The sequence below is a fragment of the Desulfosporosinus acidiphilus SJ4 genome (genome assembly GCF_000255115.2).
Taxonomy (GTDB): Bacteria; Bacillota; Desulfitobacteriia; order Desulfitobacteriales; family Desulfitobacteriaceae; genus Desulfosporosinus; species Desulfosporosinus acidiphilus.
In genome coordinates this window covers 412,262-436,523 of the sequence record NC_018068.1, presented here as the reverse complement: position 1 = coordinate 436,523, position 24,262 = coordinate 412,262, and the positions used below count along the sequence as shown (strand labels likewise).

General features: G+C 41.8%; 20 protein-coding genes. 4 read left to right on the top strand and 16 right to left on the bottom strand.

The window, feature by feature from the left end; translation table 11 throughout:
• Positions 1-157: 157 nt before the first annotated feature.
• The 14 genes from DESACI_RS02105 to DESACI_RS02040 all read right to left on the bottom strand — a co-directional run bounded on the left by DESACI_RS02105 (position 158) and on the right by DESACI_RS02040 (position 16,304).
• Positions 158-967, bottom strand: coding sequence for a CoA-transferase subunit beta (locus DESACI_RS02105; RefSeq protein WP_014825510.1), 810 nt, complete (start codon positions 965-967; stop codon positions 158-160).
• The gene (locus DESACI_RS02100) at positions 967-1,941 is read right to left on the bottom strand and encodes a CoA transferase subunit A (protein WP_014825509.1); all 975 of its coding nucleotides are present in this window, start codon (positions 1,939-1,941) and stop codon (positions 967-969) included. The genes DESACI_RS02105 and DESACI_RS02100 overlap by 1 nt, the downstream gene beginning before the upstream one ends.
• A 74-nt stretch (positions 1,942-2,015) precedes the next feature.
• Positions 2,016-3,164, bottom strand: a complete 1,149-nt coding sequence (locus DESACI_RS02095; protein WP_014825508.1) for an acyl-CoA dehydrogenase — start codon at positions 3,162-3,164, stop codon at positions 2,016-2,018.
• Between the two features lie 47 nt (positions 3,165-3,211).
• Complete coding sequence (locus DESACI_RS02090; RefSeq protein WP_014825507.1) at positions 3,212-4,570, bottom strand: thiolase family protein; 1,359 nt, start codon at positions 4,568-4,570, stop codon at positions 3,212-3,214.
• A 313-nt stretch (positions 4,571-4,883) separates the two neighbouring features.
• Positions 4,884-6,968, bottom strand: a complete 2,085-nt coding sequence (locus DESACI_RS02085; protein WP_014825506.1) for a sigma 54-interacting transcriptional regulator — start codon at positions 6,966-6,968, stop codon at positions 4,884-4,886.
• 452 nt (positions 6,969-7,420) lie between these two features.
• A complete protein-coding gene (locus DESACI_RS02080; RefSeq protein WP_014825505.1) occupies positions 7,421-7,804 on the bottom strand; it encodes a desulfoferrodoxin in 384 nt (127 codons plus the stop codon).
• Between the two features lie 59 nt (positions 7,805-7,863).
• A complete protein-coding gene (gene rd, locus DESACI_RS02075; RefSeq protein ID WP_014825504.1) occupies positions 7,864-8,025 on the bottom strand; it encodes a rubredoxin in 162 nt (53 codons plus the stop codon).
• 351 nt (positions 8,026-8,376) lie between these two features.
• The gene (locus tag DESACI_RS02070; RefSeq protein ID WP_014825503.1) at positions 8,377-9,534 is read right to left on the bottom strand and encodes a UxaA family hydrolase; all 1,158 of its coding nucleotides are present in this window, start codon (positions 9,532-9,534) and stop codon (positions 8,377-8,379) included.
• Between the two features lie 16 nt (positions 9,535-9,550).
• On the bottom strand, positions 9,551-9,838 hold the full coding sequence (locus DESACI_RS02065) for a UxaA family hydrolase (protein ID WP_014825502.1): 288 nt from the start codon (positions 9,836-9,838) through the stop codon (positions 9,551-9,553).
• Positions 9,839-10,092: 254 nt separating this feature from the next.
• On the bottom strand, positions 10,093-12,027 hold the full coding sequence (locus DESACI_RS02060) for a sigma-54-dependent Fis family transcriptional regulator (protein ID WP_014825501.1): 1,935 nt from the start codon (positions 12,025-12,027) through the stop codon (positions 10,093-10,095).
• Between the two features lie 323 nt (positions 12,028-12,350).
• Positions 12,351-13,136 carry a GDSL-type esterase/lipase family protein gene (locus DESACI_RS02055; protein WP_014825500.1) on the bottom strand — a complete coding sequence of 262 codons (786 nt, stop codon included), beginning with the start codon at positions 13,134-13,136 and terminating at the stop codon, positions 12,351-12,353.
• 45 nt (positions 13,137-13,181) lie between these two features.
• On the bottom strand, positions 13,182-14,306 hold the full coding sequence (locus DESACI_RS02050) for a DHHW family protein (RefSeq protein WP_041275938.1): 1,125 nt from the start codon (positions 14,304-14,306) through the stop codon (positions 13,182-13,184).
• 73 nt (positions 14,307-14,379) lie between these two features.
• Positions 14,380-15,786, bottom strand: coding sequence for an MBOAT family O-acyltransferase (locus DESACI_RS02045; protein WP_014825498.1), 1,407 nt, complete (start codon positions 15,784-15,786; stop codon positions 14,380-14,382).
• A gap of 35 nt (positions 15,787-15,821) precedes the next feature.
• Entirely contained in the window at positions 15,822-16,304 is a 483-nt protein-coding gene (locus DESACI_RS02040) for a DUF4358 domain-containing protein (protein WP_014825497.1), read from the bottom strand.
• A 277-nt stretch (positions 16,305-16,581) separates the two neighbouring features.
• Between DESACI_RS02040 and DESACI_RS22935 the strand changes: the two genes are divergently transcribed.
• Positions 16,582-17,484, top strand: a complete 903-nt coding sequence (locus tag DESACI_RS22935) for a GDSL-type esterase/lipase family protein (protein ID WP_014825496.1) — start codon at positions 16,582-16,584, stop codon at positions 17,482-17,484.
• 164 nt (positions 17,485-17,648) lie between these two features.
• Here DESACI_RS22935 and DESACI_RS02030 read toward each other — a convergent pair whose 3' ends face one another.
• Complete coding sequence (locus DESACI_RS02030) at positions 17,649-18,560, bottom strand: SGNH/GDSL hydrolase family protein (RefSeq protein ID WP_014825495.1); 912 nt, start codon at positions 18,558-18,560, stop codon at positions 17,649-17,651.
• A 466-nt stretch (positions 18,561-19,026) separates the two neighbouring features.
• A complete protein-coding gene (locus DESACI_RS02025; RefSeq protein WP_148271254.1) occupies positions 19,027-20,157 on the bottom strand; it encodes a resuscitation-promoting factor in 1,131 nt (376 codons plus the stop codon).
• 464 nt (positions 20,158-20,621) lie between these two features.
• Here DESACI_RS02025 and iorA point away from each other — a divergent pair, with 464 nt between their 5' ends.
• From iorA to DESACI_RS02010, 3 genes are read left to right on the top strand one after another with little or no spacing between them, the layout of a single operon-like run.
• Complete coding sequence (gene iorA, locus DESACI_RS02020; RefSeq protein WP_014825493.1) at positions 20,622-22,424, top strand: indolepyruvate ferredoxin oxidoreductase subunit alpha; 1,803 nt, start codon at positions 20,622-20,624, stop codon at positions 22,422-22,424.
• Complete coding sequence (locus DESACI_RS02015) at positions 22,421-23,008, top strand: indolepyruvate oxidoreductase subunit beta (RefSeq protein WP_014825492.1); 588 nt, start codon at positions 22,421-22,423, stop codon at positions 23,006-23,008. The genes iorA and DESACI_RS02015 overlap by 4 nt, the downstream gene beginning before the upstream one ends.
• Positions 23,009-23,010: 2 nt before the next feature.
• On the top strand, positions 23,011-24,243 hold the full coding sequence (locus DESACI_RS02010; protein WP_014825491.1) for a phenylacetate--CoA ligase family protein: 1,233 nt from the start codon (positions 23,011-23,013) through the stop codon (positions 24,241-24,243).
• Positions 24,244-24,262: the final 19 nt, after the last annotated feature.

The window sequence follows — 24,262 nt, the reverse complement described above, 5'->3', positions numbered from 1 at the left end:
TAAGTAACCAAAACGTCCTTTAATACAGTATATAAAGTAGACATCTTGTGCATTTTTCACACGATCCGACAGCTTCCTTAAAGGTCTATTTCCGGTTAACCAGAAAACTATTAATGACTCCACAGCTATAAAGAAAGGGTATGTGCCGGAAGGATCCTTATTTCATGATAATTCCTTCCGGATCTATTACGTTATACAGCAAATCCAGTTCTTCATAAGTAGGCGTCAGAGTTTCTCCCTGACAGCGAGAAATATTCAGATCGAAACTGCAGTTCTCACGACATTCCTCAGGTGTGAAACCGGGGTGAACTGTGTCAAGATACATTTCACCATTTTCATCAAAACGATAAACTCCCATGTCCGATATAACCGCAGCCGGCCCTCCGTTAAAAGCCGGGCCATAAACCTCCTGCTTAGGGACCCATTCTTTATCAGGCCAATGAGGGATTTTCCAACCGGGCGAAGTAATATAGCTTACTCTTTCTACAAAACGACGTTTCTGACCGAACTGAGGCATAATTAAAACACTTCTCTTGGCTAAGGAATGAATATCTGAATTTCCGCCGCTGCCGGTAAGTCTTTTGCCCGTAGGGCCGCCCATAAAAGTACAGTTAACGTTTCCGTAGCGATCAACCTCGGCTCCCCCCAGATAAGCCAAATCAACCTTCCCCGACTGGAGCTGCCCAAAAACGTCAGTCAAGCCATCAGCAACAGCGGCCTGATAGCTGCAGCGTGCATCAGCAACCGAGGTTGGCAAATCAATGGGCCTGCCGTCAATGGACCCCGATTCATAAATACATACGGCTGTGGGGGCTTGAGTATGCTGAGCTACCATAATGGCTAACATCGGCAGACCTGTTCCCGCAAAAACTATTTCACCATCTTGAACCTCCCGGGCGGCAGCACAGGCCAAGAGATCCATTGGCTTGAATTCACCGGGTTTGGAATATCCTTTTCGGCTTTCCATTATCTTGACCCCCTTTTCATTGTCGAGGAATAACCTAGCGCCGGATTGGCCCTGAGGGATTCCAATCGGTTAATTCCCAGCTTGGCAAGGTATTCCTGAAAGTCTTTAACTCCAAAGATCCATTTTTCGGCCCATTGGTCAAAGCCTTCTTGAGTTCGAGTCGCTTTGAAAAAGTCAGCAATAAATTCACCGTCTGGTTCATGAACACCATACAAACCCGTTGGGTGAGCACCCCAAGGCAATTCAACAATATAGTCAACAAAGTAACCCGGCAGCATGTTACGAGTCGGTTCTCGCCGCAAGTATTCCTCAGGAACAATTTGTTCAGTGATAATAATATTGTGTTTAGAAGCTTTAATAACTTCATGATCACTGAATTTCAGTCCCTCGACTCTTACAGTTCCTTCATCGCCGACCATCTGGACATGGGTAATGCACCAATCCGGGTTAGCGGCGGGAACAAGAACAATCTCCGAATCTGTGAAAGGCTCTTTATACAACACATATTTGTGCTTCCCGATATGGGGATTCGACCCATCCCGTAGTCCCGCTTTACCGAGATTATCATTCTCCGGATTCAGCATATCGCATCCCATGGCAGAATAGCTGGGCAAAAAAGGAAGACCTTTAGCCCCGGCAGTCAGTCTGTTTAAAACCTGGATATGTGACCAGTCTTCATATAAAATTTCGCCTTTTTCAATTTTACGGGCTAGATTGCTGCCAAATTTGCCATAGAGTTCGTGTCCGCACCAGCTCGATTCCCATATGCCTACACAGCCGGCGCCCACAAGCATATCATCATGTGTCCCGCCGTTGACCTCTACGAGATGAAGATTGCGTTTCTTCTGGCGAATCAGTTCATAAATAGCCGCCATAGGACGACGCCAGACTGTAAAGCCTCCGAAGGTCAACATATCCCCATCTTTAATCTGCTCTACTGCTTCTGTCAGACTAACAATTTTAGGCCTAGCCATGATGCAACCAACCTCCTTTTAAATCTTATCCCATTTAAGACCCCTCCACTTCTATAAGTGGAGATTACTCCTTATTAGAACCGGCCAATGACTTCGCGGCCAATAATCATGCGCTGAATCTGATTAGACCCTTCGTAGATTTGGGTGATCTTAGCATCTCTCATCATGCGTTCCACCGGAAACTCTGAACAATATCCATATCCGCCCATTAACTGCACACAATTTGTTGTTACTTCCATAGCAGTATCTGTGGCAAAAAATTTAGCCATTGAGGCTTCCTTATTGTGAGGCATTTTATTGTCCTTGAGCCAAGCAGCCCGGTAAATCAGCATCTGAGCAGCATCAATCTTTGTGGCCATTTCAGCGATCATGAACTGAACACCTTGATTCGCCGCCAGAGGTTTGCCAAATTGTTGTCTCTCTTTAATATAATTGGTGGTATATTCCAAAGCGCCTTCAGCAATTCCCAAGCCCTGAGCGCCAATGGTAATACGGCCGCCTGCCAGAAGTCCCATAGCTACCGCAAAACCATTGTTGATTTCGCCCAGAACATTTTCCTTTGGAACGTTCACGTTTTCAAAATTAAGCTCCACTGTTGGTGAACCATGCATCCCCATTTTTTCCACAGGTTTGCTGATAGTAAAGCCTGGGGTATCCTTTTCGATGATTAAGCAGGTAATACCTTTGCCGTTCGGCTGAGAGGGATCTGTTTTAACGAACGTGCAATACGTCGTTGCTTGTCCCCCGTTGGTGATGAATATTTTGCTGCCGTTAACTAAGAAATAGTCCCCCCTATCTTCAGCTCTGCATTTTAAGGAAGCGGCATCAGAACCGGCATTAGGCTCTGTCAAAGCGTATGCCCCAATAATCTCGCCCGTGGCCAGTCTTTTTAGATATTTTTCTTTTAATCGTTGGCTTCCATATAAGTAGATACTCATACATCCCAAACCGGTATGAACACTGGTTATAACTGCTGTCGAAGCACAGGCTTTGGCTAATTCCTCGACAATAATAGCAAAGTCGAGATAGGTACCGCCGCCTCCGCCCCATTCTTCCGGGATCGGAAACCCGGTCAATCCCAGCTCTCTCATCTGTTTCCAAGTTTCCATAGGAAACTCATGACTCTTATCGATTTTTTCCGCTAAGGGTGCCACTTGACTTCTGGCGAACTTTCTGACCATGTCTCTAACCATTAAGGTCTCGTCACTGAGTTGAAATTCCATCGAAAATCCACTCCCATCCTTTTATTTGGCTATCTTTATCTTGACGCTTAGTCAGCATCGACATGGATAAGCATGGCGTCACCCTGGGCATGGCCGGCACAGATCCCACAGACGCCATATCCTCCGCCCCGGCGCTTCAGTTCATAAGCCAAAGTCATCACGATTCTGGCACCCGTGGCACCGATGGGATGCCCATAGGCAATTGCCCCGCCATTAACATTAACCTTTTCAAACATCTGTTCCTTAGTCATCCCCAGAATACTTCTGGCGCTCACGAGAGCAACTGCTGCGAAAGCTTCATTGATTTCAATGAGTTTAACATCATCTAACGTCATCTTGTTTTGTTCCAATACCTTTTTAATTGAAAGACCGGGAACCGTGGCAATATCCTTCGTGGGCTGTGACACTTCAGCATAGTCCACGATGGTAAAGAGAGGCTTTATTCCCAATTCGTCGGCTTTAGAGCGACTCATAAGAAGGCACACGTCTCCGCCGTCATTGGTGCCGGGTGCATTGCCGGCAGTAACACTCCCGAGCTTTCTGGTCACGGCACTAACATGATTAAACACCGGTCCAAGCTTAGCTAAACCTTCCAGCGTGGAATTAGCCCGCGGCCCTTCATCCTTTTCCATAATTTCCAGACCCTTTTTGATGGCCACAGGAAAAACTTCAGCATCAAGTTTTCCTGCAGCCATAGCAGCTGAGGCCGCTAATTGAGAATGGAGCGCCCATTCATCCTGTTCTTCGCGGCTGTATCCGAATTCATCGGCTACTTCAGAACCGTGAATAGCCATATGCCTGTCATAGATAGAATCCCAAAGGCCGTCTTTGACCATTAAGTCTTCACAGGCCGCATTGAGCAAACCCATCTTTTTTCCCCGCCTCAGATCAGGAAGTGCATAAGGTATGTTACTCATGCTTTCCTGTCCGCCGGCTATCACGATCTGAGCTCTTCCCAGGGCAATCATCTGAGCTGCCAAATCGATGGTTTTTACCCCCGAGGAACAAACTTTATTGACCGTGATCGAGGGTACATGTTCAGGAAGTCCCGCTAAAAGAGCAGCCTGGCGGCTGGGAACCTGGCCGCAGCCGGCTTGAACTACGTGCCCCATAATGACATAATCAACGTCGCTGGGGGCAACCTTACCCTCAGTTCTGCGGATTACTTCTTTAATTGCTAAAGCTCCTAACTGAGCGGCATCATACTCAACCAAAGCTCCCAGCGATTTCCCGTAAGGAGTTCGGCAAGCTTCTACACATACCACCTCCCGCTGTTTGGCGTAGGTGTTGTCAATTTTCCGTCCCATTGTGGAATAATCAGGCTTTCTTTCGCCATAAGCACAGATTTTAGCGTCTTTGTAATAATTTTTTCTAATTATCTTTAGTCTTTGCACTTCTTTGGGCATCTTTCTTCCCCCTTATTGAATACTCCGTTGAACTTTCGTGGTTATAGCCCCTTGCAAATCCCCTAGTAGTTTAATATGTCTGAATCATAAGAATTATTTTGCAATTAATATGCCAGTGAAACCGTATGTCTTAATAATTTCGATTTCAGCTATTTTATCAGTCTAATGCCTTTGCTAATCGTGAACTTATGACTTTGAAGCCCCCCGATTTCTAAAAAAATTGTCCTGAAAGCCGACACATTTGTTCAAAGTGTGTCCGCTTTCAGGACGACAGGAGGACTCAAGGTTTATAATTTCTGAAGTCAAACTGACCTTAGAGGTTATACTTGTTAAGTTTATCGTAAAGCCTAGATCGGCTAAGATTAAGAATTTTTGCGGCTTTCGTCTTGTTTCCGCCAGCCTTCTCAAGGGCAACAATAATCATGTTTCGTTCTATATGAGCTATCTGATCTTGATGGCGAATCTCGCCAAGGCTTATCTGACTTTCAGCGGTATTGTTGCTGAGCAGGTGATTGGGCAAATGGGTTAAGCGAATTAAACCACTGCGTGTATAATTAACGGCTCTCTCGATAACATTTTCCAATTCTCGTATATTTCCTGGCCAAGAATAATTCAACAGAGTTGCCATAGCATCATCGGCAATGCCTTTTACATTTCCTTTGAGAATAGCATTAAATTTCGAGATGAAGTAATAGGTTAATGGTTTTATATCTTGCGTACGCTCCCGCAAGGGGGGCAGATGCAGATTAATAACATTCAGGCGATAAAAAAGATCTGCTCGGAACTCACCTTCAGAAATGGCTCTATTAAGATCTTTATTCGTAGCAGCAATAATTCGGACATTAACCTTAATGCTCTTAGTACTGCCTAAACGTTCAAATTCACGATCTTGCAGAACCCTAAGCAGCTTGGACTGTAAGCCAAGCGGCATGTCACCAATTTCATCTAAAAAAAGAGTACCCCCATCAGCCATCTCTAATCGTCCTTGCTTTCCGCCCTTGGCGGCCCCCGTAAATGCCCCCCTGACATAGCCAAACATTTCTGCTTCCATTAAGTTTTCTGGAATAGCTGCACAGTTTACTTTTATAAAAGGACCTTTCCAACGATCACCACAGGCATGTACGGCCTGAGCCACACCTTCTTTCCCTGTGCCGCTTTCCCCAGTAATTAACACAGTAGAGCTGCTTTCAGCAACGATCGTTATTTCCTCTTTCAGCTTTTTCATTTCACTGCTTTCAGCAACAATGTTGTCCATAATATCTTGGGCAGTTTTATTTTTCTGCAATTCTTCCTGAAAGAAAGTCACTTTGTTTTCTAATAATCTTATTTTATCGGCAAGCTCCTGGACTTCGGCAAGTTGAGGGAAAACCGCTTTTCCTACCGCACCCACAACCTCGCCTTCTCGGACAATGGGCAATCTGGAAACGATAATTGGCTTACCTTGAATTGTCATGACATCACTTGTTTCCGAAACACCGGAACCGGCTACTAAATGCAGCCTGCTGGTGGCCATAATTTCTGTGATATGTTTCCCGATAATTTCTTTAGAGGGCAATGCTAAAAAATCTGCCATAGCCTGATTAACTAAGGCAGTTTTGCCCTTTTCATCCACTACAATAATACCATCATGAATAATATTAAGAACTGTATCAAAGGTCTTATTCAACGCTTTAACAGTCTCTAATTCCCTAGCTGCCTGCTCCAAATCTGTGAGGTCCTGGAAGATCACAATTCCTCCGGCGATGCAGCCTCCAATGATTAAGGGAGTTATATTCACCACCATGGTAATATCTCCATGTTTATATTTCAACCCTATCTTAACTTCACCATTAATCAAGGCAGGAGTTAAGTCCAAATTCGGTAATAGCACATTGCATCCAGACCCAAGATATTTGTCAGACTTTAAGCCTAATATACGGCTGGCACCAATATTCAGGTGCGTCACCATGCCTTTGCTGTCAACGGCAATGACACCATTGTGCATAGAATCTAAAATGGCTTTAAGTTGGACATTCAGCAGTTCCGAATGTCTAAATAAAGTCATCACCATGTTCGCCTTGCATAAGAGACCCAGAACTTTACCTTCTTTGTCGACGACGGGAACAGAGCCCACAGGACTTACTTTTACAAAATCGGCTAACTCTTCGTCAGAGATATCGTCAGAAATGCTGATCACTTCTTTAATCAAGTATGGGTCAACAATATCTTGATGGTTTGCGCCGTCGAGGATTGCCTGGTAAAGGCTGCTTCTGCTGAATATACTCACAAGACTTCCTTTTCCATCTAACACGGGGATAATAGCAATTTTTAAATCCATGAAGATCTTCACAGCCTTGGCAATGGTATCGCCAAGGTTTAAATATGAAATTCGCTTATTTGTACCTTCCTGCAGGAGCATATTTGATCACTCCTTCAATCTTCTTCGATTCTTATTCTCCATAATAGAAATCAACCTACTGCGTTGAAACAAACAGGCTCCAAGTAATTGTCTTTATATTCTTACTATTCTCTGCCTTTTGGATATTCCCTGCACCCTCCGCCAATTATTAGAGTACTTATATCGTTACGTCAGAGTGAACTCGTTCAGCTAAAGCTGAACATCGGGGCTTCGGTGGGGGACTCTACCACCGAAGCAGAGACCGGGGACCACTCCCACTTACAAGAAGTGGGAGTCTCACGATTGGATAAATTGCAAACATAAGAACTCAACCTATCTCAAGTTTACTAACCATGAATGTATTTAAGTCATAGTTTCTCATAGTTTTGCCAGAGCACAAGGGGGGCCGTTGCTTGCAAACTATTTTAGTTCGCGAGCAACGGCCCCTTTCCTCAAGATTTAAGTCATATTAATTATTGAGCATTTTTCCATAAACCATGTATTGTACAATATTCTCGTACTTCCAAAACCTCTGAAGCATTGACATTGAACAGTGCTTCAGGTGCATCATTGGGCTTCAGTTCCGCTCTAAGTACCTGATCTTTTGTTAACACCTCAATAAAGCGAATAAAATGTTTTTCTTCCATCGGGTGAGCCACACTGCCTACCTTAACTTTAATCCCTCCGGCAGCCGGTTCAATCACGGGAATATGTTTCTCAGTACTGGCCTCGGTAACACCCGCTTCCATTTTCTCCATGGGCTGATGGCAGCACACTAAGGCCGATGCTCCCGGATTTACTACCTCAACAACATTTCCACAAATACTGCATTTGAATAGTTCTCGCAAATTTGTCATTCTTATCCCTCCATCACATTATTTTAACTTCTTTGTCAGGCTTTATTCAAAGTATTCCTTTAATCCGCGAGTTCAAATTGATCCTTAGCTACACCGCATGTGGGACAAACCCAATCATCCGGAATGTCTTCAAAAGCTGTGCCCGGTGCTATTCCCGAATCGGGATCTCCTAGAGCCGGATCGTAAACATAGCCGCAAACAGAACATTGATATTTTTTCATTACCTTTTCCCCCTAATATAATAGTTTTAAGTACTAATCACTGGTGATAAATTTTCGGTGAGGTTCAGATCTTTGTTCTGTTACTATTTTATAATTAAATTAATTATAAATCAATAATCAAATACGCTTTTTTACAAAATTTATTCCGATTATTTTCGACATTGATTTTAAAATTTTAGACTACGTCAACCAGGTGCCGCTTCGGAAGATGAATGCCTGATAGAGCATAGAAGGGTTCTCCACATTTAGAAAACCCTTCTTTAAACCGACATATTCAATTTAAATAAATCTTCAGCTCAGGTCTCAGGCCTGATATTCTAAATTCCTATCCTAAAGGCTCCCCTGGAAGTATTAGTAGGTCGGCGCAATTTTATAAATTCCAAACTCCTTGTGACCAAGACTTTCTGCCTTAGGCATATGTCCATTTGCAACTTCAACGACCATCTCGTAAATTCTTTTGCCAACCTGTTCAATTGTTTCTTCGCCGGAAATAATGGTTGAAGCATCGATATCCATATTGTCTTCCATCATTTTAAATGTTCGCTCATTTCCAGTGATTTTAATAACAGGAGCAATCGGACAACCTGTTGGGGTTCCCCGTCCGGTAGTGAAGATAACGACAGTAGCTCCGCCTGCGACCATTCCGGTAATTGACTCAATATCCTGACCGGGAGAATCCATAACATATAGACCCTTACCCTTAGGAACTTCGCCATAGGCCAAAACATCCTGAATAGGGGCATGTCCAGCTTTATGGATACAGCCTAAAGATTTTTCTTCAATGGAACTGATGCCGCCGGCAATATTTCCCGGTGTCGGTTGACCGCCGCGAATATCTACATTCAATAGCTTTGCTCTTTCTTCACAGTCACGGACATAACGGATTAATTTTTCCCCAATCTCCGGTGTTTTACAGCGACGGGCTAAAACGTGTTCGGCACCGATAAATTCTGTTGTCTCTGAAAGCATTGAAGTGCCACCCGCAGCAACAAGCAAATCTGAAGCAATTCCACAGGCCGGATTCGAAGCCAGACCGGAAGTGAAGTCAGAACCGCCGCACTCGATGGCCATAACAAGCTCACTGACATCTATCTTTTCAGGCTGCAGATGCGCAACTTTACGGGCAAGTTCACCGGCTTTGCGCAGACCTTCAGCTGTGGCTTTGAGAGTACCACCGACTTCTTGAATAACGACTACCTCTACAGGTTTTCCTGTAACCGCGATTTCCTCGGCAACGTCACGAATAGGCACTCCTTCACACCCAAGTCCTACAACCAAAACAGCCGCAACATTGGGGTTCTTCCCTAAACCGATAAGAGTGCGGACTGTTTGTTCATGATCAGCCCCAATTTGGCAGCAACCATGTTGATTGGGAAGAGCAACCGCACCGGGAACTTGTGCTGCGATATTTGCTGCCACCGTACCGGAACATACTGCGGTAGGAATGATAGCAATGTGATTGCGAATTCCTACTTTGCCATCCGGACGTCTATATCCTAAAATCTCCATGACCTATTCCTCCTCTTTACTTATCTCCTCGGCCCCGCAAACTTTCCATGTTATGAACATGAACATGTTGGCCCACTTTAATATCGGCGGTCGCGCCTCCTAGGCTTTCTCCGTATTTAATGACCTCTTCCCCTTTTTTGATTTCCCGAAGAGCAACTTTATGGCCAAGAGGGATATCTTGGAGAAGTATCACGGATTGCTCTTGGTCTCCTAAAAAATAATGAATTTCAGTACCCGAAGTGAAATCGTCCACTAGTGTAGCTACGTTGTCCTTAACATTAATTACAACAGCTTGTTTTTTCAAAGAAATTCACCTCCAAAAGATATATTTCTCTTATTCACGCAAAAATCATGCCAAGTCTTGAGAATTGTTAAAATAGCATTTCTATTAGCTAAACTCCATGATTTTTAGTATTACGAGCTGAAAATGTACTGCATAGACTTAAAAATTTTCTTCGTATAAAAGAACACCGTTTTATTATGAAACAATATATTTGTTGCATAATAAAACAGTGTTGTATATTCCTACAGAAATTGCTTATCTGAAAAAACTTCCCGTCAGCGTCTTTTTCGCCATAAGGTTGAGCGGTCAATTCCAAGACGTTTTGCTGCGCGGGAAAGGTTGTGGTTTTCTAGTTTGACCACTTTCTCGATGATACGTTTTTCTATATCATTTAAGCTTCCTTGAATGGACACGAGGTTATCTTCCTCATGGAATTCTCCCGTCTCTTCTGAACCCTCAGGGGGCTTAGAGGATGCCGAGACATTGGCAAGCTCAATTTTATTTTGAGTAATAAAAGGAATAGCCTTTAGGCTTTCAGGCAAAATCAAATTTGTTTCGGAAAGAACGATGAGTTTCTCCACGCAATTTCTCAGTTCCCGCACGTTTCCCGGCCAATGATAACTTTCAAAGGCCTGATAGACTTCTTCAGGGTACTTGAGCCGCGTCTTACCCAATTTGGGAGCAAGCTCACTCAAAAATTGATCCATCAAAAGTCTGATATCCCCTTTACGTTCTCGTAGAGGGGGAACCATTAATCCTAAAACATTTAAGCGATAAAATAAATCGGCCCGAAATTCATTCTTCTCTACAGCTTCATTCAGATTCCTATGGGTTGCAGAGATCAGCCGCACATCTACCGGAATTATCCGGTCACCCCCTACCCGCATGACTTCCTTTTCTTGGAGAATTCGCAGCAAACGAGCCTGAACATGAAGGGGCAATTCTCCAACCTCATCAAGAAAAAGAGTACCTTTATGGGCTAATTCAAACAGACCCTGCTTTCCTCCTTTGCGGGCACCGGTAAAAGCCCCCTCTTCATAACCAAATAGCTCACTTTCCAATAAATTCTCTGGCAGGGCGGCACAGTTTATGGCTACGAAGGGTCCTTTTTGGCGCAAGCTCACTTGATGAATTCCCTGGGCTATAATCTCCTTCCCCGTACCTGATTCCCCTTGGATTAGAATACTGCTGTCTGTAAAAGCGTATTTTCGGGCTTGGTCTAATGCTGAACGTACCGATTTGCAATTCCCTTTAAAGTCATCGAGGGACAGTTTGGCAATTAATCCTTTGTGATACAGCTTTCGGCGAATATTATATTCCGCTTGCTGAATTTCAAGGGTATTCTGCAAGGTCATAACAGTTCCGAGGTGAACTTCCCGAACAAGTATTGGATAAAGGTTTATAACTAAATCTTTACCATTCACTATGTCCGGATACCCCGTAATTTTTCGGACTTGGGGGCCTGCCAGCAATTGAGAGCGAAAGAGACCCTTCGCAGGTTTTCCCAAAATATCCGAAGAAAGCCCCAACATTTTCTGGGCCTCAGCATTTATGTTAACGATCGTCCCTTCTTTATCTATGGTTACGACACCTTCATGAACAGCATTGAGAATAACGGTACTGAGGGCTGTTTTGGCTCGTTCCTTTTCCAAGGCCTCAATAAGTTGCTCTGCTTGCATAATAGCTGCGGCAATTGATTCCGGTCCGGATTTTATGAGGTGGACTGGGCAGTTTAGAATCTCAGAATAGCGAACTGCGATGGTATCCCCAACAATTACTTTTGTTTGGGCGAATTCTTCGGTATTAACAGAGAGAAGCTCTTCATCTCCTTCACCCAGTTCACATATATGATAATTAAGACCAAGCATTTCAGCGACGGTTTGGCAGCCTTTAATTACAGAGGGAAAACCTATAATCCCGAAAGTTCCGTCTATTTCTCTTAAGGGGTTTAAGGCGCGCAAAATATCATAGCCGGTAACCTCAACTTCGATGACAGGAATAGTTACTGCTTGGCGAATTAAAGAAGCCGTTCCTCCACGGCTGATAATAACCTCAATCCCATCATTTAGAGCTTTTTGAGCTGCCGCTGCCCCATCACTCATATCTGCCACAATGACTCGACATGGTTTCTCCAAGAAGCTGACCGTTTTTCGGGCTTCTTCAGCGAGTTCCTCATATGGGGCAACAAATAAAATACGAGAATAGTCCATAAATCCTCCACGTACTTTCTTAAAGCACCTTTAAACACGAATCTTTGTAACTATTATATACTATATCCACTACCGGACCAATGAACCACAAGCGTAACAGCAGTATGTGTAATGAAATGCAGTGTGGCGATAAGCTCGCCCCTTATCGTCGCCGACGGCTGCCTTATTAATTGTTGGAAAATAATGAACAATCGAAGGTTCACTTTCTTATAGAGAAATAAAGGGTCAGATCAAAGAATACACTTTGAACTGACCCCTTTTTCATAAAATCAAACTTAAAGTTAAACCTTGGAATAAAACCAACGGGAACGTGCCACAGTCAATTAATTTTTAAGAAGGTTCTCTAAATAAGTTAACCACATTCTATAAAAATCGGATTTATAATGGATGCCGTCGTCTTCATATAAATTCTTATTACTATCATTTAGAATCGAAGCCAAATTAACATAATTCACATTTTCTTTGTTGGCCATATCGATTAGTCCAGCATTACATTCTTTTATATGGGCATTGTTAAGATGAGAATTCTTAACGAGATTTTCTAAAACCGGAAGAATAGATGTAACATAAATTTTGGAATTTGGCAGACTTGTTTTTAATTTTTCTACTAATTTAGTATACTCATCGACCAGTGTGCTGCTTGCTGTCCTGTCATCGGCCTCGTTTAACCCAATAAGAATAAAAACGCGCTGAGGTTTGAGTGCAATGATTTTATCTGCCTCATCAATCCCTTTTGTGATACTAAGCCCTTTATCTGCTATTACCCTGCTGTCATCCAGGAAATCATAAAATGATAATCCCTCAGATATGGAATCCCCAAGAAATGCATCGTTCTTAAAGAATTCCTTAAAATTTGAAGTTTGTGGCTGGGATGAAGCGGTTTGGGAAGCAGAAGATTGAGGCTGAGTTAAATCTGTTTGAGAATTGTTCGTTGCTGAATCTTTGGGCAATTCCGCAGTCCCGCTTTTTTCTGCTGAATTTGTAGCGGAAACCGAAGCCTGGGCTTTATTTGAGGCAGTAAAATTAAATATAACAACAGTTATTACTGCTATAAGACAAATTATAAGACCTAAAATAACCGGCCAGCGTTTAAATTTGCTAAAATCCACAGCATCTACCTCCAAACCAAGACAGTTCTTTGTCTAATGTTTATTTTAATAGGATGCATCATTATAGAAGGTATTAACGTTATATAAAATGAGCAGATCATTAATATTATTTGTTCTAACCAATTTACTCAAATCATCTTCGTAATACCTTGGATCAACAACATAGATTTCGCTGTAATGATCCATCAGAAAAGGTATTAAACTATTGGCATAGGAATCTTTAACTACCAACAACTTTTTCCCGCCAGGCACATGGGTCGTTATTTTAATGAGTCCGAAATTGCCGCCAAAAAAAACATTGTACTTATCTTTGGTCTGAAGGCTTTTCATGTCGTAGATGCTATCCGTAACCTTATTCAGATCCAGATAATCTACTGAATAGCTTTTTTCATGTTTAGGTATATACAGATCAATACTATCCGGTTTTAGAAATTGATAGCCGCTTTTAGACGATAAAGAACCCAGAAAATCATCAGTAACATCCTTAATATTGTAATAGCTTTCGTCATGGGCCTTAAAACCCATATACTTTGAAAGTTCATTATATGCGTAATAGGCACCTTTAGAAGTCCAATGGTGATCATTCCGATAAAAAATGTACTCGTTTTTTTTCGTAGTTAGGGTGTTCGATACATCGACGAAGGTTATGCTTTTATCCAGCAGTTCCTTGGTTTTCTTAATGGCAGCCGATTCACTGTCATTTGGAGCATAGGCAGGAAGATCATCCTTTAATATCTCGGCAGTCGTCGGTACCATCATTAAATACTTGTTTGCCAACGGAGCCTGTGCCGCAATCTGATTGATAGTATCAATTTTAGCCTTGAAATTTTGGTCGCTGGGCATAAGAAAGGACTGGATTAAGTAATTATTCTTGCTTAAAAACACGCCATTACTTTCGTTTTTAAGCAATATTCGTTCACAGTCAGTTTTAATACCAATCCACATATCTCTGATAAAAAATTGATCTTCAATGTACTTCTCATACTCTTTGGTAAATCGTCCATGAAAGAGATTATCGAAAGAAAAAGCAGGTCTCTGTTCTAAATCCCTATTTTCAGTTTCCGAAAACCGTTTAATCGGTGTGATCATATTTAAAAATACAAGCACAAGGATATACGTGCCCATTAAAATTCCCAGCAAATATTTATAAGATAAACTATATTTCTTCAAGACAATTCTTCTTTCTAATGAATTACATAAATCCAATTGCTTGTATACTCAGCTTTTTGATCGAATCGTTGAGTTAAAATCTGAAATATAAAAATGGGTTATAACTTTCATTAACTAAATAAGCTGTACACAAAAACATAATTAGCATGTAGGCAACAGGAATCGCAATTGTCCCGGTTATTTTCATTGTCATTTTAATCTTTGTCAGTAATTTATAAATAAGGGGAGTAGAACCAATGGCAAGGATAATCATTAAGATGGCATTAGTATAGAGATAATATAGTGCATGCCCATCAATCAGTTTATTTGTGCCCATGCCGAACATTGTTTTAATAAAACCTAACCCCTGAGTTAAATTGTCAAACTCAAAAAACACCCAGCCAACAATAACAACCAAAAGAGTATATACATGTCCGATCCAACTTGGCTTATTATTTAACCATCTTAAGAGGAAAAACTTCTCCATGACTACGAAGGTTCCAAAATACAAACCCCATACTATAAAGTTCCAGTTGGCGCCATGCCAAAAACCCGTTAAAAACCAGACAACAAATAAGTTTCTAAGCTGCTTCAGGCTCCCTTTTCTGTTTCCACCTAACGGAATGTATAAATATTCTCTAAACCAAGTACCAAGAGAGATATGCCATCTCCGCCAAAACTCTGTCACGTTTCGGGATATGTAGGGATAATTAAAGTTAATGTTTAATTCAAAGCCTAGCATTTTGGCAAGACCAATGGCCATATCAGAATATCCGCTGAAGTCAAAATAGATCTGAAAGGTAAAGGAAACAATCCCTATCCAAGCTGTAAGAACAGACATCTCCCCTATTGGAGTCGCTTTAACGCTGCTCCATAACACCCCAATATTATTGGCCAGTAAAACTTTCTTAGCTAGGCCGATAATAAATAACTCAAGCCCATCCAAAAACTGAAGTAGATTTTCTTTCCTATTATTAATCTGCTTCGATATATCAATATATCTTACAATGGGTCCCGCGACCAGTTGGGGGAACATAGTTACAAAGGTCGCATAAGCCAAAATTTTCTTTTGGGCAGGGACTTTCCCTAAATAAACATCAATAATATAGGACATTGATTGAAATGTATAAAAAGAAATCCCAAGAGGCAAGGGGAGACTTTTAGTGGTTAAGTTAAGATGAAACAACGCAGAAAAGTTGCTGACAAAAAAACCATAGTATTTAAAAAAACTTAACAAACCTAGATTTACTGTTAACGAAGCAATTAAGCCCAATCGTTTTCTGAACTTATGAGCAGAGTTTTTTTCGATAAGAAGTCCATTAGTGTAGTCAAATATGATCGCAAAAATCATAATTACTATATATATGGGTTCTCCCCAAGCATAGAATACCAAGCTTGCTAGAATCAAGATCATATTTCTCAGGGGCTTAGGAGCCACGTAATACAGTAAAAGCGTAATAGGCAAAAATTTAAATATAAAAAGCAAACTGCTAAAAACCAATCTGTGCACTCCCTAAACGAATAGATTATTTTTTCTTAATTCAAAACTTGATCGACGGCACTGGAAATTTTGTCGGCATCTTTAGATATTATCATAATTACAAAATTCCCTTTAGTTTTTACGATATTGTGTTGAATAAGATAGGTTTCATCCGGAAGATAACCGCCGAAGCTTTTTTGTTGTTTATCTATTCGTTTGGTAACTTGATCCTTAACACTCTGTATATCAGCAGAGTTCTTAACTTTAAAAATCGCTATTTCATCAGCTTTTATATTAGAAGGTGCCGTGAAAAGTGCAAAATCGGAAAGTTCATCACTGTTCATGCCGTATAACTTTTTCAAACCTGCTGCATCGGCAACTCGCATACTCGAAATATCAGAAGTTTGTTTGATTTTCTGGACTATGTCTGCCACAGACGGGTCTTTTGCCGCCACAGTTTGTGAAGAACCGCATCCTGCAATCGTTAAAAGACTAATAAACAACAGAACTAAAGAAATAAACCCAAACTTTTTCGCCATTTCCCTTTTTCCTCCGTTTTTCTAAATAAGTACTTAATTTTCTTTGAATTCTGTGGATTTATGTGAATAAACTCATAAGTATAGGCTATATGAATCCGAAATCCTTGTCAAGACGCAATTTGTTACAGTATTATTACAGGAACCTTACATTATATTTAAGATGAATTTACAGTTGTTTCCTTGATTTAAGAGTTTTGCAATAGTATATTTATTGTAATTATTATTTTTAAAATGTATAAGGCGAACCGTTCCGCTCCCGAAAGGAGGATATAACATAATGTATATATCTAATCCTGATTTAATGACTTCTTTATTAGAAAACAATCTGAATCAAAATTCTTCAAATAAGATAGAACTTAATGACGGACTCTCAAACGGATTAAATGTCTTTGAACAGTTTTTAAAGGATGAGCTTTTACATTCCGGAGATCCATTGGCTGCAAGTTCAGTTAGTCCTATACTATCGAACCAAGAGGGGACTACAAATAATATTTTTAGTGCCAATAATACCATACTGGCAAACATGCTGTTCAACAATATAATAACGCAAGCTCTCCTTCAAGGCGAAACATCTGCACAGTCGGTTGAGGATAAGACCCGGGTTGCCCAAATTTACTCGAAAAGTCAACCGATTGACTCCAGTCCTTCCTCAGGCAAGTATGAACAAACGTTTAACAACGATGTGTTTTTGGGAGATTCGATCACGAAGGGATTATCCGCCTACCGACTGTTAGATGACTCTAAGGTTTATGCTCAAGTGGGAATAGGCACAGATAAGGTTAAGCAAATGGTTGATTCAGCCGCCAAAGAAAATCCTAAAAGAGTATTTATTATGTGCGGAGTTAATGATGTCGGGAAATACACAAAAGCTCAGTTTTCTAAACATTATACTGATTTGATCAATACCGTTAAGGCCGAGTGCCCCAATGCCCAGATATATGTACAGGCTATCCTCCCGGTGCAAAGTAAAGCAACTCAAAAGAATCCTGCTTTAAATAATACTGCTATTAATGAATTCAATTCAGCCATCTTTCAAATAGCTCAAACCGAACATGTTGGATTTATCAATCCCTCTGCTCTAGTAAATTATAATCCGAGTTATTATGCAGCCGATGGGATTCATTACACTCCTTCTTTTTATACTTCTTGGCTGAACTTTCTTCAGAAGAATGCCGTATAGCTCTTCGGTCACCATGACCGGCAGCGGGTTCTGCCCTATAAATAAATCCTTCAATTATAAGTGATAATGCTAAAGCGGCATGAAGCTTGATAGAATAAAAAAGCCGTTGTTTGGGGAACATGATTCCACTAAGCAACGGCTTTTTATTGATTCCAAAACACGGTTTAGGCCAGTTGTTTTTCATTGGCTTTAATTACAGAGATCCATAAGGGATACAGCTCAGGTTTAAAGTGCAGTCCATCTGCAAGCAGCAGGCTTTTTGCATTAGCGATGCTTTGAGAAACATCTAAATATTTAACATTTTCATCAGCTGCCACCGTTTTTACAACTCTATTCATTTTTTCCGGTTCTAAATTCCTTTGTGGTTGTTCTGGAGTACTTTTCATGGGCATAACAGACTGCAGTATGATTTTGGCATCGGGAAACATCTTTTTGGAGTGTTCCACTAATTCCTTGTACCATTGTTTATAGGACTTTGCATCATAACCATAATCATTGGCCCCAAACATAAGGAAAACATAATCCACCGATCCGTTGCACCTGCTCTTGATTAAGTCGCTATTGTCTCCCAATAATCCAATACCTTCGTATACATGGGCACCAATTTTGGCATAGACGTGATCCTGTTTCACCGGGGTATTATGAGAATTCTTAAAGCCGAAGGTTATGGAATCACCTACAAAAATGGCGTTGGAAAAGTCAGCTTTGATTTTGCTGCTATGTTCCGGAGTGGGTGCAATAGTCTGTGCCTGTGTCTTCTTCTGTGTCTGTGTCCGACTTTGAGTTTGAGTTTGAGCCGGCAGAACGGTGGATCTATGTAGATCATTGTCTGATGCAGGATTAGAAACTTGTGCAGACGCAAGATTTTTTAGTGAGTTGTTACCATTAGGATTATTCGCCTTGCCAGCCCTAAATGGCAAGAAAAAGCCAAAAAACAACAAAAGCAATACGCCGATAATGATTGTGGATCTTGTTGATATATTGTATCTAAGCCAATCCATTAAGTAATTTAACGTTCTTAATCGTTTCAGTCGTTTATGCCTATTAAGACTTTTCAGGTTTTCCAAGCTTCCCATTGCATTCAACAACTCCTTTTTAGCTTGTACATACTGATTTGTTCCCTCAATGATTTCATGGTACTTATGTAATAATACCAATCAGGTAATTTGTTTACATATTTTACCATACGCAATTTACACGTACTAGCTTTTCTACATTATTACCGAGAGAGCTCCTAAATGTTTTGAGAACCTTTTTAAAAACAAAAAAAACTCTAGCTTCAAGCCAGAGTTTTAAGAATTAGCGATTAATAGAACCTTTTCGATCAATAGTTACTTTCGTCCCTAATTAAAAGGGACCTTTGCATAATGAGTATTTATACGTTTTTATAAATAAAACCCTGCATATAAGTGGATGATTTTAACCACTCTTTATGCAAGGTTTTGTTTAATGGGGGCGCTTATGCGTTTGCAACATCCCCACTCCTTCGATTTCTACAGCGGGGTAGAGTTACTTTCAGACTAAATTTAAGCCGCAGAGTTGTTAGAGTATATATACCTTCACGTATTTGACAGCCCATCTACGAGCTTCCGCAGAGGTGTCAAAGAAAACGTCAATCCAATTACCTCTTATGGCAGTACCGGTGTCTGCAGCGACAGCATAACCATAACCTTCAACAAAAACTTTTGTCCCATAGGGTATCACACTTGGATCTACCGCAATGGTACTATATCCTTCCGGATTTCTTACTGCCATTCGTCCGGAACTGGTATAAGTTCTGCCAACGCCACTAACGGCGTAATAGGCCGTTGCCTTAACTTGAATTACCTTTTTAAAATCCAGTTGTTCCCCGCCCCTTGATACAGGCATTGAGGGAAAGGTTCCAGCCACCATTATTTTATCCACCGGCTGTTTGATAAAATGTTCACCAATAATCTTACGCGAAATTTCCTTGCCATTTTCATAAATCACATCAAAAACTGTTTGTTTTTCTCCATTTTGTCCGTCTTGAATGGTTTTGAGATAAGTATTAGGCAAACTACTGTCAGGCCTTCTAATTGTATTAAAGGCCACCGTCTCAAGGGCAGATACACTCTTGTGCTCTACTCGAGCCACATCAATTTCTATCCCATCATGCAATTTAGTCGTTTTATCAGGTGTCACCTTGTCTTCCGAACCTAAGACAATCCCTTGCGCAGTCAAGAAGTCATTGACAGTATCCGCAGGAGAGTATTTGGTGGTCTCTTTCCCTGCAATATTTAATTTTACTGCCACAGCATGTTTGACGGTAATCGCCGAATTATTAGATACCTTCGAATCCAAGGGAGGAATAACTTTATCATATGGTGTTACCTTAACACCTTCACTTAATAACACTTGATTTACATTCGATCTATAAGTAATGACACTCTCCGGCTTACCATCAATAATAAGCGAAATTGTTTTTCTAGTTGAAAGTACGAAGCCTGCAGCAAGGACAATTGCGATTAAAGTTAATGTTAAGTAAATATTGGTTCTATTTTTCCCTTTATTTTTTACTAAACCTTTAATGTGTTCGACAAAATTCGAAGAACTGATACCTAAGTTAATTATAAATCTCACCTCATTGATAAATGATAACAAATGATGCACTGCGAAGTTGTCACTCTGATATTGGCTTATTTTATCACACAATTTGATCAAAGTAAATATTGCTAGTCCTTATCGCAGAACCGACCCTCTGAACACCTATTGACAAAGAAACCCGCACCATCTAAAATTACAGTAATTTCAAAATTAAATCCGTTGATCAGAAAAAGTAACTGATAACTATTGCAAAGCGAGCCGGCGTTTGGTGAGAGGTCCGGTGTAACGGAAATCAGCGAATGGTTCTGGGAGGAGCAGGGGGAAAGAGCATAAGCTTGACTATCCCGCGCCGTCTGTCCCGACGTTACAAGGGAAGGATATTAATACGTCGGCTTAAACGCCTACGTTGCGTATCTTTTGAAGAGAGACCAGCCTTTCAGCATAAGGTCGGTTTCTGAATTGGGTGGCACCGCGAGCTATATCGCCCCATATTGATGTGGGAGGTATAGCTTTTTTGTATTCTCAAAAACCTTTGGCTTTGAATATGGAGAAACTATCAGGGAGGTAAAGCAATGGCATTGGAGTTATTAATGGGGAATCAGGCTATTGCCCTGGGGGCAATTCGTTCCGGAGTCGGAGTCGTGACAGGATATCCAGGAACCCCTTCAACGGAAATTTTAGAAACAGTTGCTAAGAGAAATCCCGGAATCTATGTAGAATGGTCAGTCAACGAAAAATCAGCTCTAGAGGTTGCTGCCGGCGCTGCTTTTGCCGGACTGCGAACCATGGTTACCATGAAGCAAGTCGGTCTTAACGTTGCCTCTGACCCGCTGATGAGTCTGGCTTACCTTGGTGTCAAGGGAGGTATGGTAATTGTAGTCGCGGATGATCCCGGTCCTATTTCCTCTCAGACAGAACAGGATACCCGCCACTTTGGGATTTTTGCAAAATTACCTGTCTTTGACCCCTCTTCGCCGGAAGAAGCCTATCTGATGATTGGTGATGCCTTCGAATACTCGGAAAAATATAATACTCCGGTATTGTTCCGTCCTACTACCCGAGTGTGTCATGGCTATGCGGCAGTAAACCTCGAAGAAAAACGCTGCGAAGTAAGAACGGAAGGTTTTATTAAAGATCCTAAGTGGGCAATTTTCCCTCGTCTTTCCTATTTAAATCATTTGAAAATTGAAGAACGACACCCTCAGCTCAGCGAAGACTTTTCGTCATATCAGTTTAATACCGTTCGAGGAAGCGGAAAGAAAGGCATCGCCGCCGGAGGAATAAGTTATGCCTATACTTGCGAGGCATTAGCGCAATTAAACAAGGAGTGCAAACTATTCCGGGTTGCCACACCCCATCCCTTCCCTGAAAAACTTGCCTTAGAATTCCTGCAAGGTCTCGAGGAAGTTCTTGTGGTCGAAGAACTTGATCCAGTCATTGAAAAGGAATTGATCTATTTATGCGGCAAGTATCATTTGCCTGTCAAAATCAACGGTAAGTTGACTCAGCATATCCCCAAGGCCGGAGAAAATTCAGTGGAGTCGGTCACTGCGGCCGTGGGGGAATTTCTGAACGTACCCCCTACCATGGCTGCTTCCCTGGTCACTCCCCCGGAAAATATACCCGTCCTTCCCATCAGACCTCCCGTATTGTGTGCAGGCTGCCCCCACAGAGCATCTTTTTATGCAGTCAAACAAGCTATGAAAGGGCGAAAAGCGGTTTTCTCCGGCGACATCGGTTGTTACACTTTAGGGAATGCTAAACCCCTGGAAATGGTTGATACTTGTCTTTGCATGGGCGCTGGAATTACTATAGCTCAAGGACTTCACAGAGCGGAACCCGATACGGTTAATTTTGCTTTTATTGGTGACTCAACGTTTTTCCATACAGGAATACCCGGTGTCATTAATGCTGTTTACAATGAAACCGATATTGTCCTGATCATCTTAGATAACTCTACGACAGCGATGACCGGTCATCAGCCCCATCCCGGAACCGGAAAGACCATGATGGGAAATATCTCTGAAAAGATCAGTATTACCGAAGTACTAAAGGCGCTTGGCGTAAACTATCTCGTGACTATGGACCCTTTTGATCTCAAGGCATCCATTGCTGCCGTCAAAGAAGCATCATCTAATAAGGGAGTATCTGCTATTATATTCAAGTCTCCCTGTATTGCAGTAACAGAGCCGGCTCCTCTCTACACTGTTGATCCTGACAAGTGTACAGGCTGTAGGCTATGTATTAAAGAGTTGGGTTGTCCGGCCATTGTCAAAGAAAAAGACAAAGTGCATATCGAATCTTCCTTATGCTATGGCTGCTCAATATGTGCGCAAGTCTGTCCCTTTAAGGCGATCGGGGGTGCAAACGAATGATTAATTGTATTTTAGCCGGTGTCGGCGGTCAAGGTACGGTACTGGCATCGAAACTCATTGCCCAAGCGGCCATGAATAAGGGCAAAAACGTGCGTACGGCAGAAACCATCGGCATGGCCCAGCGTGGAGGTTGTGTTGTAAGTCATGTTCGCATTGGCGAAGAAATTCATTCTCCTTTGATTCCGCTCAAGTCCGCCGACATTATTATCGGCTTTGAACCTGCGGAGGCGGTAAGAAGTTTACCTTATTTAAAGGCAAAGGGAACAGTCATTGTCAGTCAAAAAGCAATCAAACCGGTCACAGACTCCCTCGCCAAAACAAATTATGATGGAAAGGAAATGCTTGACTATCTGGAACGTCACGTTGAACATCTGATTAGCATCGATGTCGAGCCGATTTTCACTGCCTGCGGCAGCACTAAAGTTCTAAATATTGCCCTTTTGGGGGCTGCTCTAGCTGCCGGTATCCTTGATATTTCTGCGGAAGAAATGGAAAAGACGATCGAGGAGAAAGTTCCCCAAAGATTTAGGGAAATGAATCTAAAAGCATTACGGGCAGGAGCTATAACTGCCTTAAAGGAGTAATTATGATGATGAGTGAAACCCAGTTCGAAGCCATTAAAAAAATGCTTGCTAAGCTTTCCCAAGTCGATGGGTTTTATAAGAAAAAATTTAAGGGTATTGACCTTGCGGCTATCCAGAGTCAAGAGGATTTTGAAAAGCTTCCTTTTACAGATAAAGGTGATTTAAGAGAGGCCTACCCTTTGGGACTTCAGGCAGTTCCCGACAGTGAAATCGTGCGCATTCACTCCTCTTCCGGTACAACAGGCACGCCGGTTATCATTCCTTATACAAAAAAGGATGTTGCAGATTGGGCTGAAATGTTCAAACGCTGCTATGAAACTGCCGGACTAACCAATTTAGACCGTGTCCATATTACCCCAGGGTATGGTTTGTGGACTGCCGGGATTGGCTTTCAAACCGGTGCCGAGTTGTTGGGGGCCATGGTTATTCCCATGGGACCAGGGAATACGGATAAACAAATTCAAATGATGAAAGATTTAAAAAGTACCGTTTTATGTGCCACGTCATCCTATGCTTTGCTTTTAGCGGAGGAAATTACGAAACGCAAAGTCAAAGATAAAATTTACCTTAGAAAGGGAATCATCGGTTCAGAGCGCTGGGGAGAAAAAATGCGCCGCCGTATAGCTAACGAGCTGGGAGTCCAACTCTATGATATCTATGGTTTAACCGAAATCTATGGGCCTGGCATCGCTATGAGCTGTGACCATGAATGCGGGATGCATTACTGGGATGATTATTTCTATTTCGAGATTATTAATCCAACCACCGGAGAGCCGGTTCCCTTTGGAGAAATCGGTGAGTTAGTCATTACTACTCTCAGCAAAGAGGGCGCTCCGCTTATACGCTACCGCACTCACGATTTGACCCGGTTTATAGCGGGGGACTGTGCCTGCGGCTTGAAATACCCAAGGATTGACACCCTGATCGGACGCACTGACGACATGATAAAAGTGAAGGGCACGAATATTTTTCCGGCCCAAATTGATGAAATGCTGCGGGAAGTTGAAGGAGCAAGCAGCGAATATCAGGTAATTATCGATCATTTAAATGGCAAAGATATTATGACCGTGTTCTTTGAAATTGAACAAGCCGCCGACAAACGTGTCATTGAACAGAATGTCAAGCATCACTGTAAAGCAAAAATCGGCATAACCATTGTGCCAAAGGCTGTTTCCATTGGAGAACTTCCCAGAAGCGAAAAGAAGTCCACTCGTATTTTCGATAATAGGTATTAATTCGATTTATGACCTACGA

Excerpts from the sequence above, each read along its gene's own strand:
- DESACI_RS02105 (WP_014825510.1), bottom strand. The coding sequence starts at position 967 with ATGGAAAGCCGAAAAGGATATTCCAAACCCGGTGAATTCAAGCCAATG.
- DESACI_RS02100 (WP_014825509.1), bottom strand. The coding sequence starts at position 1,941 with ATGGCTAGGCCTAAAATTGTTAGTCTGACAGAAGCAGTAGAGCAGATT.
- DESACI_RS02095 (WP_014825508.1), bottom strand. The coding sequence starts at position 3,164 with ATGGAATTTCAACTCAGTGACGAGACCTTAATGGTTAGAGACATGGTC.
- DESACI_RS02090 (WP_014825507.1), bottom strand. The coding sequence starts at position 4,570 with ATGCCCAAAGAAGTGCAAAGACTAAAGATAATTAGAAAAAATTATTAC.
- DESACI_RS02085 (WP_014825506.1), bottom strand. The coding sequence starts at position 6,968 with ATGCTCCTGCAGGAAGGTACAAATAAGCGAATTTCATATTTAAACCTT.
- DESACI_RS02080 (WP_014825505.1), bottom strand. The coding sequence starts at position 7,804 with ATGACAAATTTGCGAGAACTATTCAAATGCAGTATTTGTGGAAATGTT.
- rd (WP_014825504.1), bottom strand. The coding sequence starts at position 8,025 with ATGAAAAAATATCAATGTTCTGTTTGCGGCTATGTTTACGATCCGGCT.
- DESACI_RS02070 (WP_014825503.1), bottom strand. The coding sequence starts at position 9,534 with ATGGAGATTTTAGGATATAGACGTCCGGATGGCAAAGTAGGAATTCGC.
- DESACI_RS02060 (WP_014825501.1), bottom strand. The coding sequence starts at position 12,027 with ATGGACTATTCTCGTATTTTATTTGTTGCCCCATATGAGGAACTCGCT.
- DESACI_RS02040 (WP_014825497.1), bottom strand. The coding sequence starts at position 16,304 with ATGGCGAAAAAGTTTGGGTTTATTTCTTTAGTTCTGTTGTTTATTAGT.
- DESACI_RS22935 (WP_014825496.1), top strand. The coding sequence starts at position 16,582 with ATGTATATATCTAATCCTGATTTAATGACTTCTTTATTAGAAAACAAT.
- DESACI_RS02030 (WP_014825495.1), bottom strand. The coding sequence starts at position 18,560 with ATGGGAAGCTTGGAAAACCTGAAAAGTCTTAATAGGCATAAACGACTG.
- iorA (WP_014825493.1), top strand. The coding sequence starts at position 20,622 with ATGGCATTGGAGTTATTAATGGGGAATCAGGCTATTGCCCTGGGGGCA.
- DESACI_RS02015 (WP_014825492.1), top strand. The coding sequence starts at position 22,421 with ATGATTAATTGTATTTTAGCCGGTGTCGGCGGTCAAGGTACGGTACTG.
- DESACI_RS02010 (WP_014825491.1), top strand. The coding sequence starts at position 23,011 with ATGATGATGAGTGAAACCCAGTTCGAAGCCATTAAAAAAATGCTTGCT.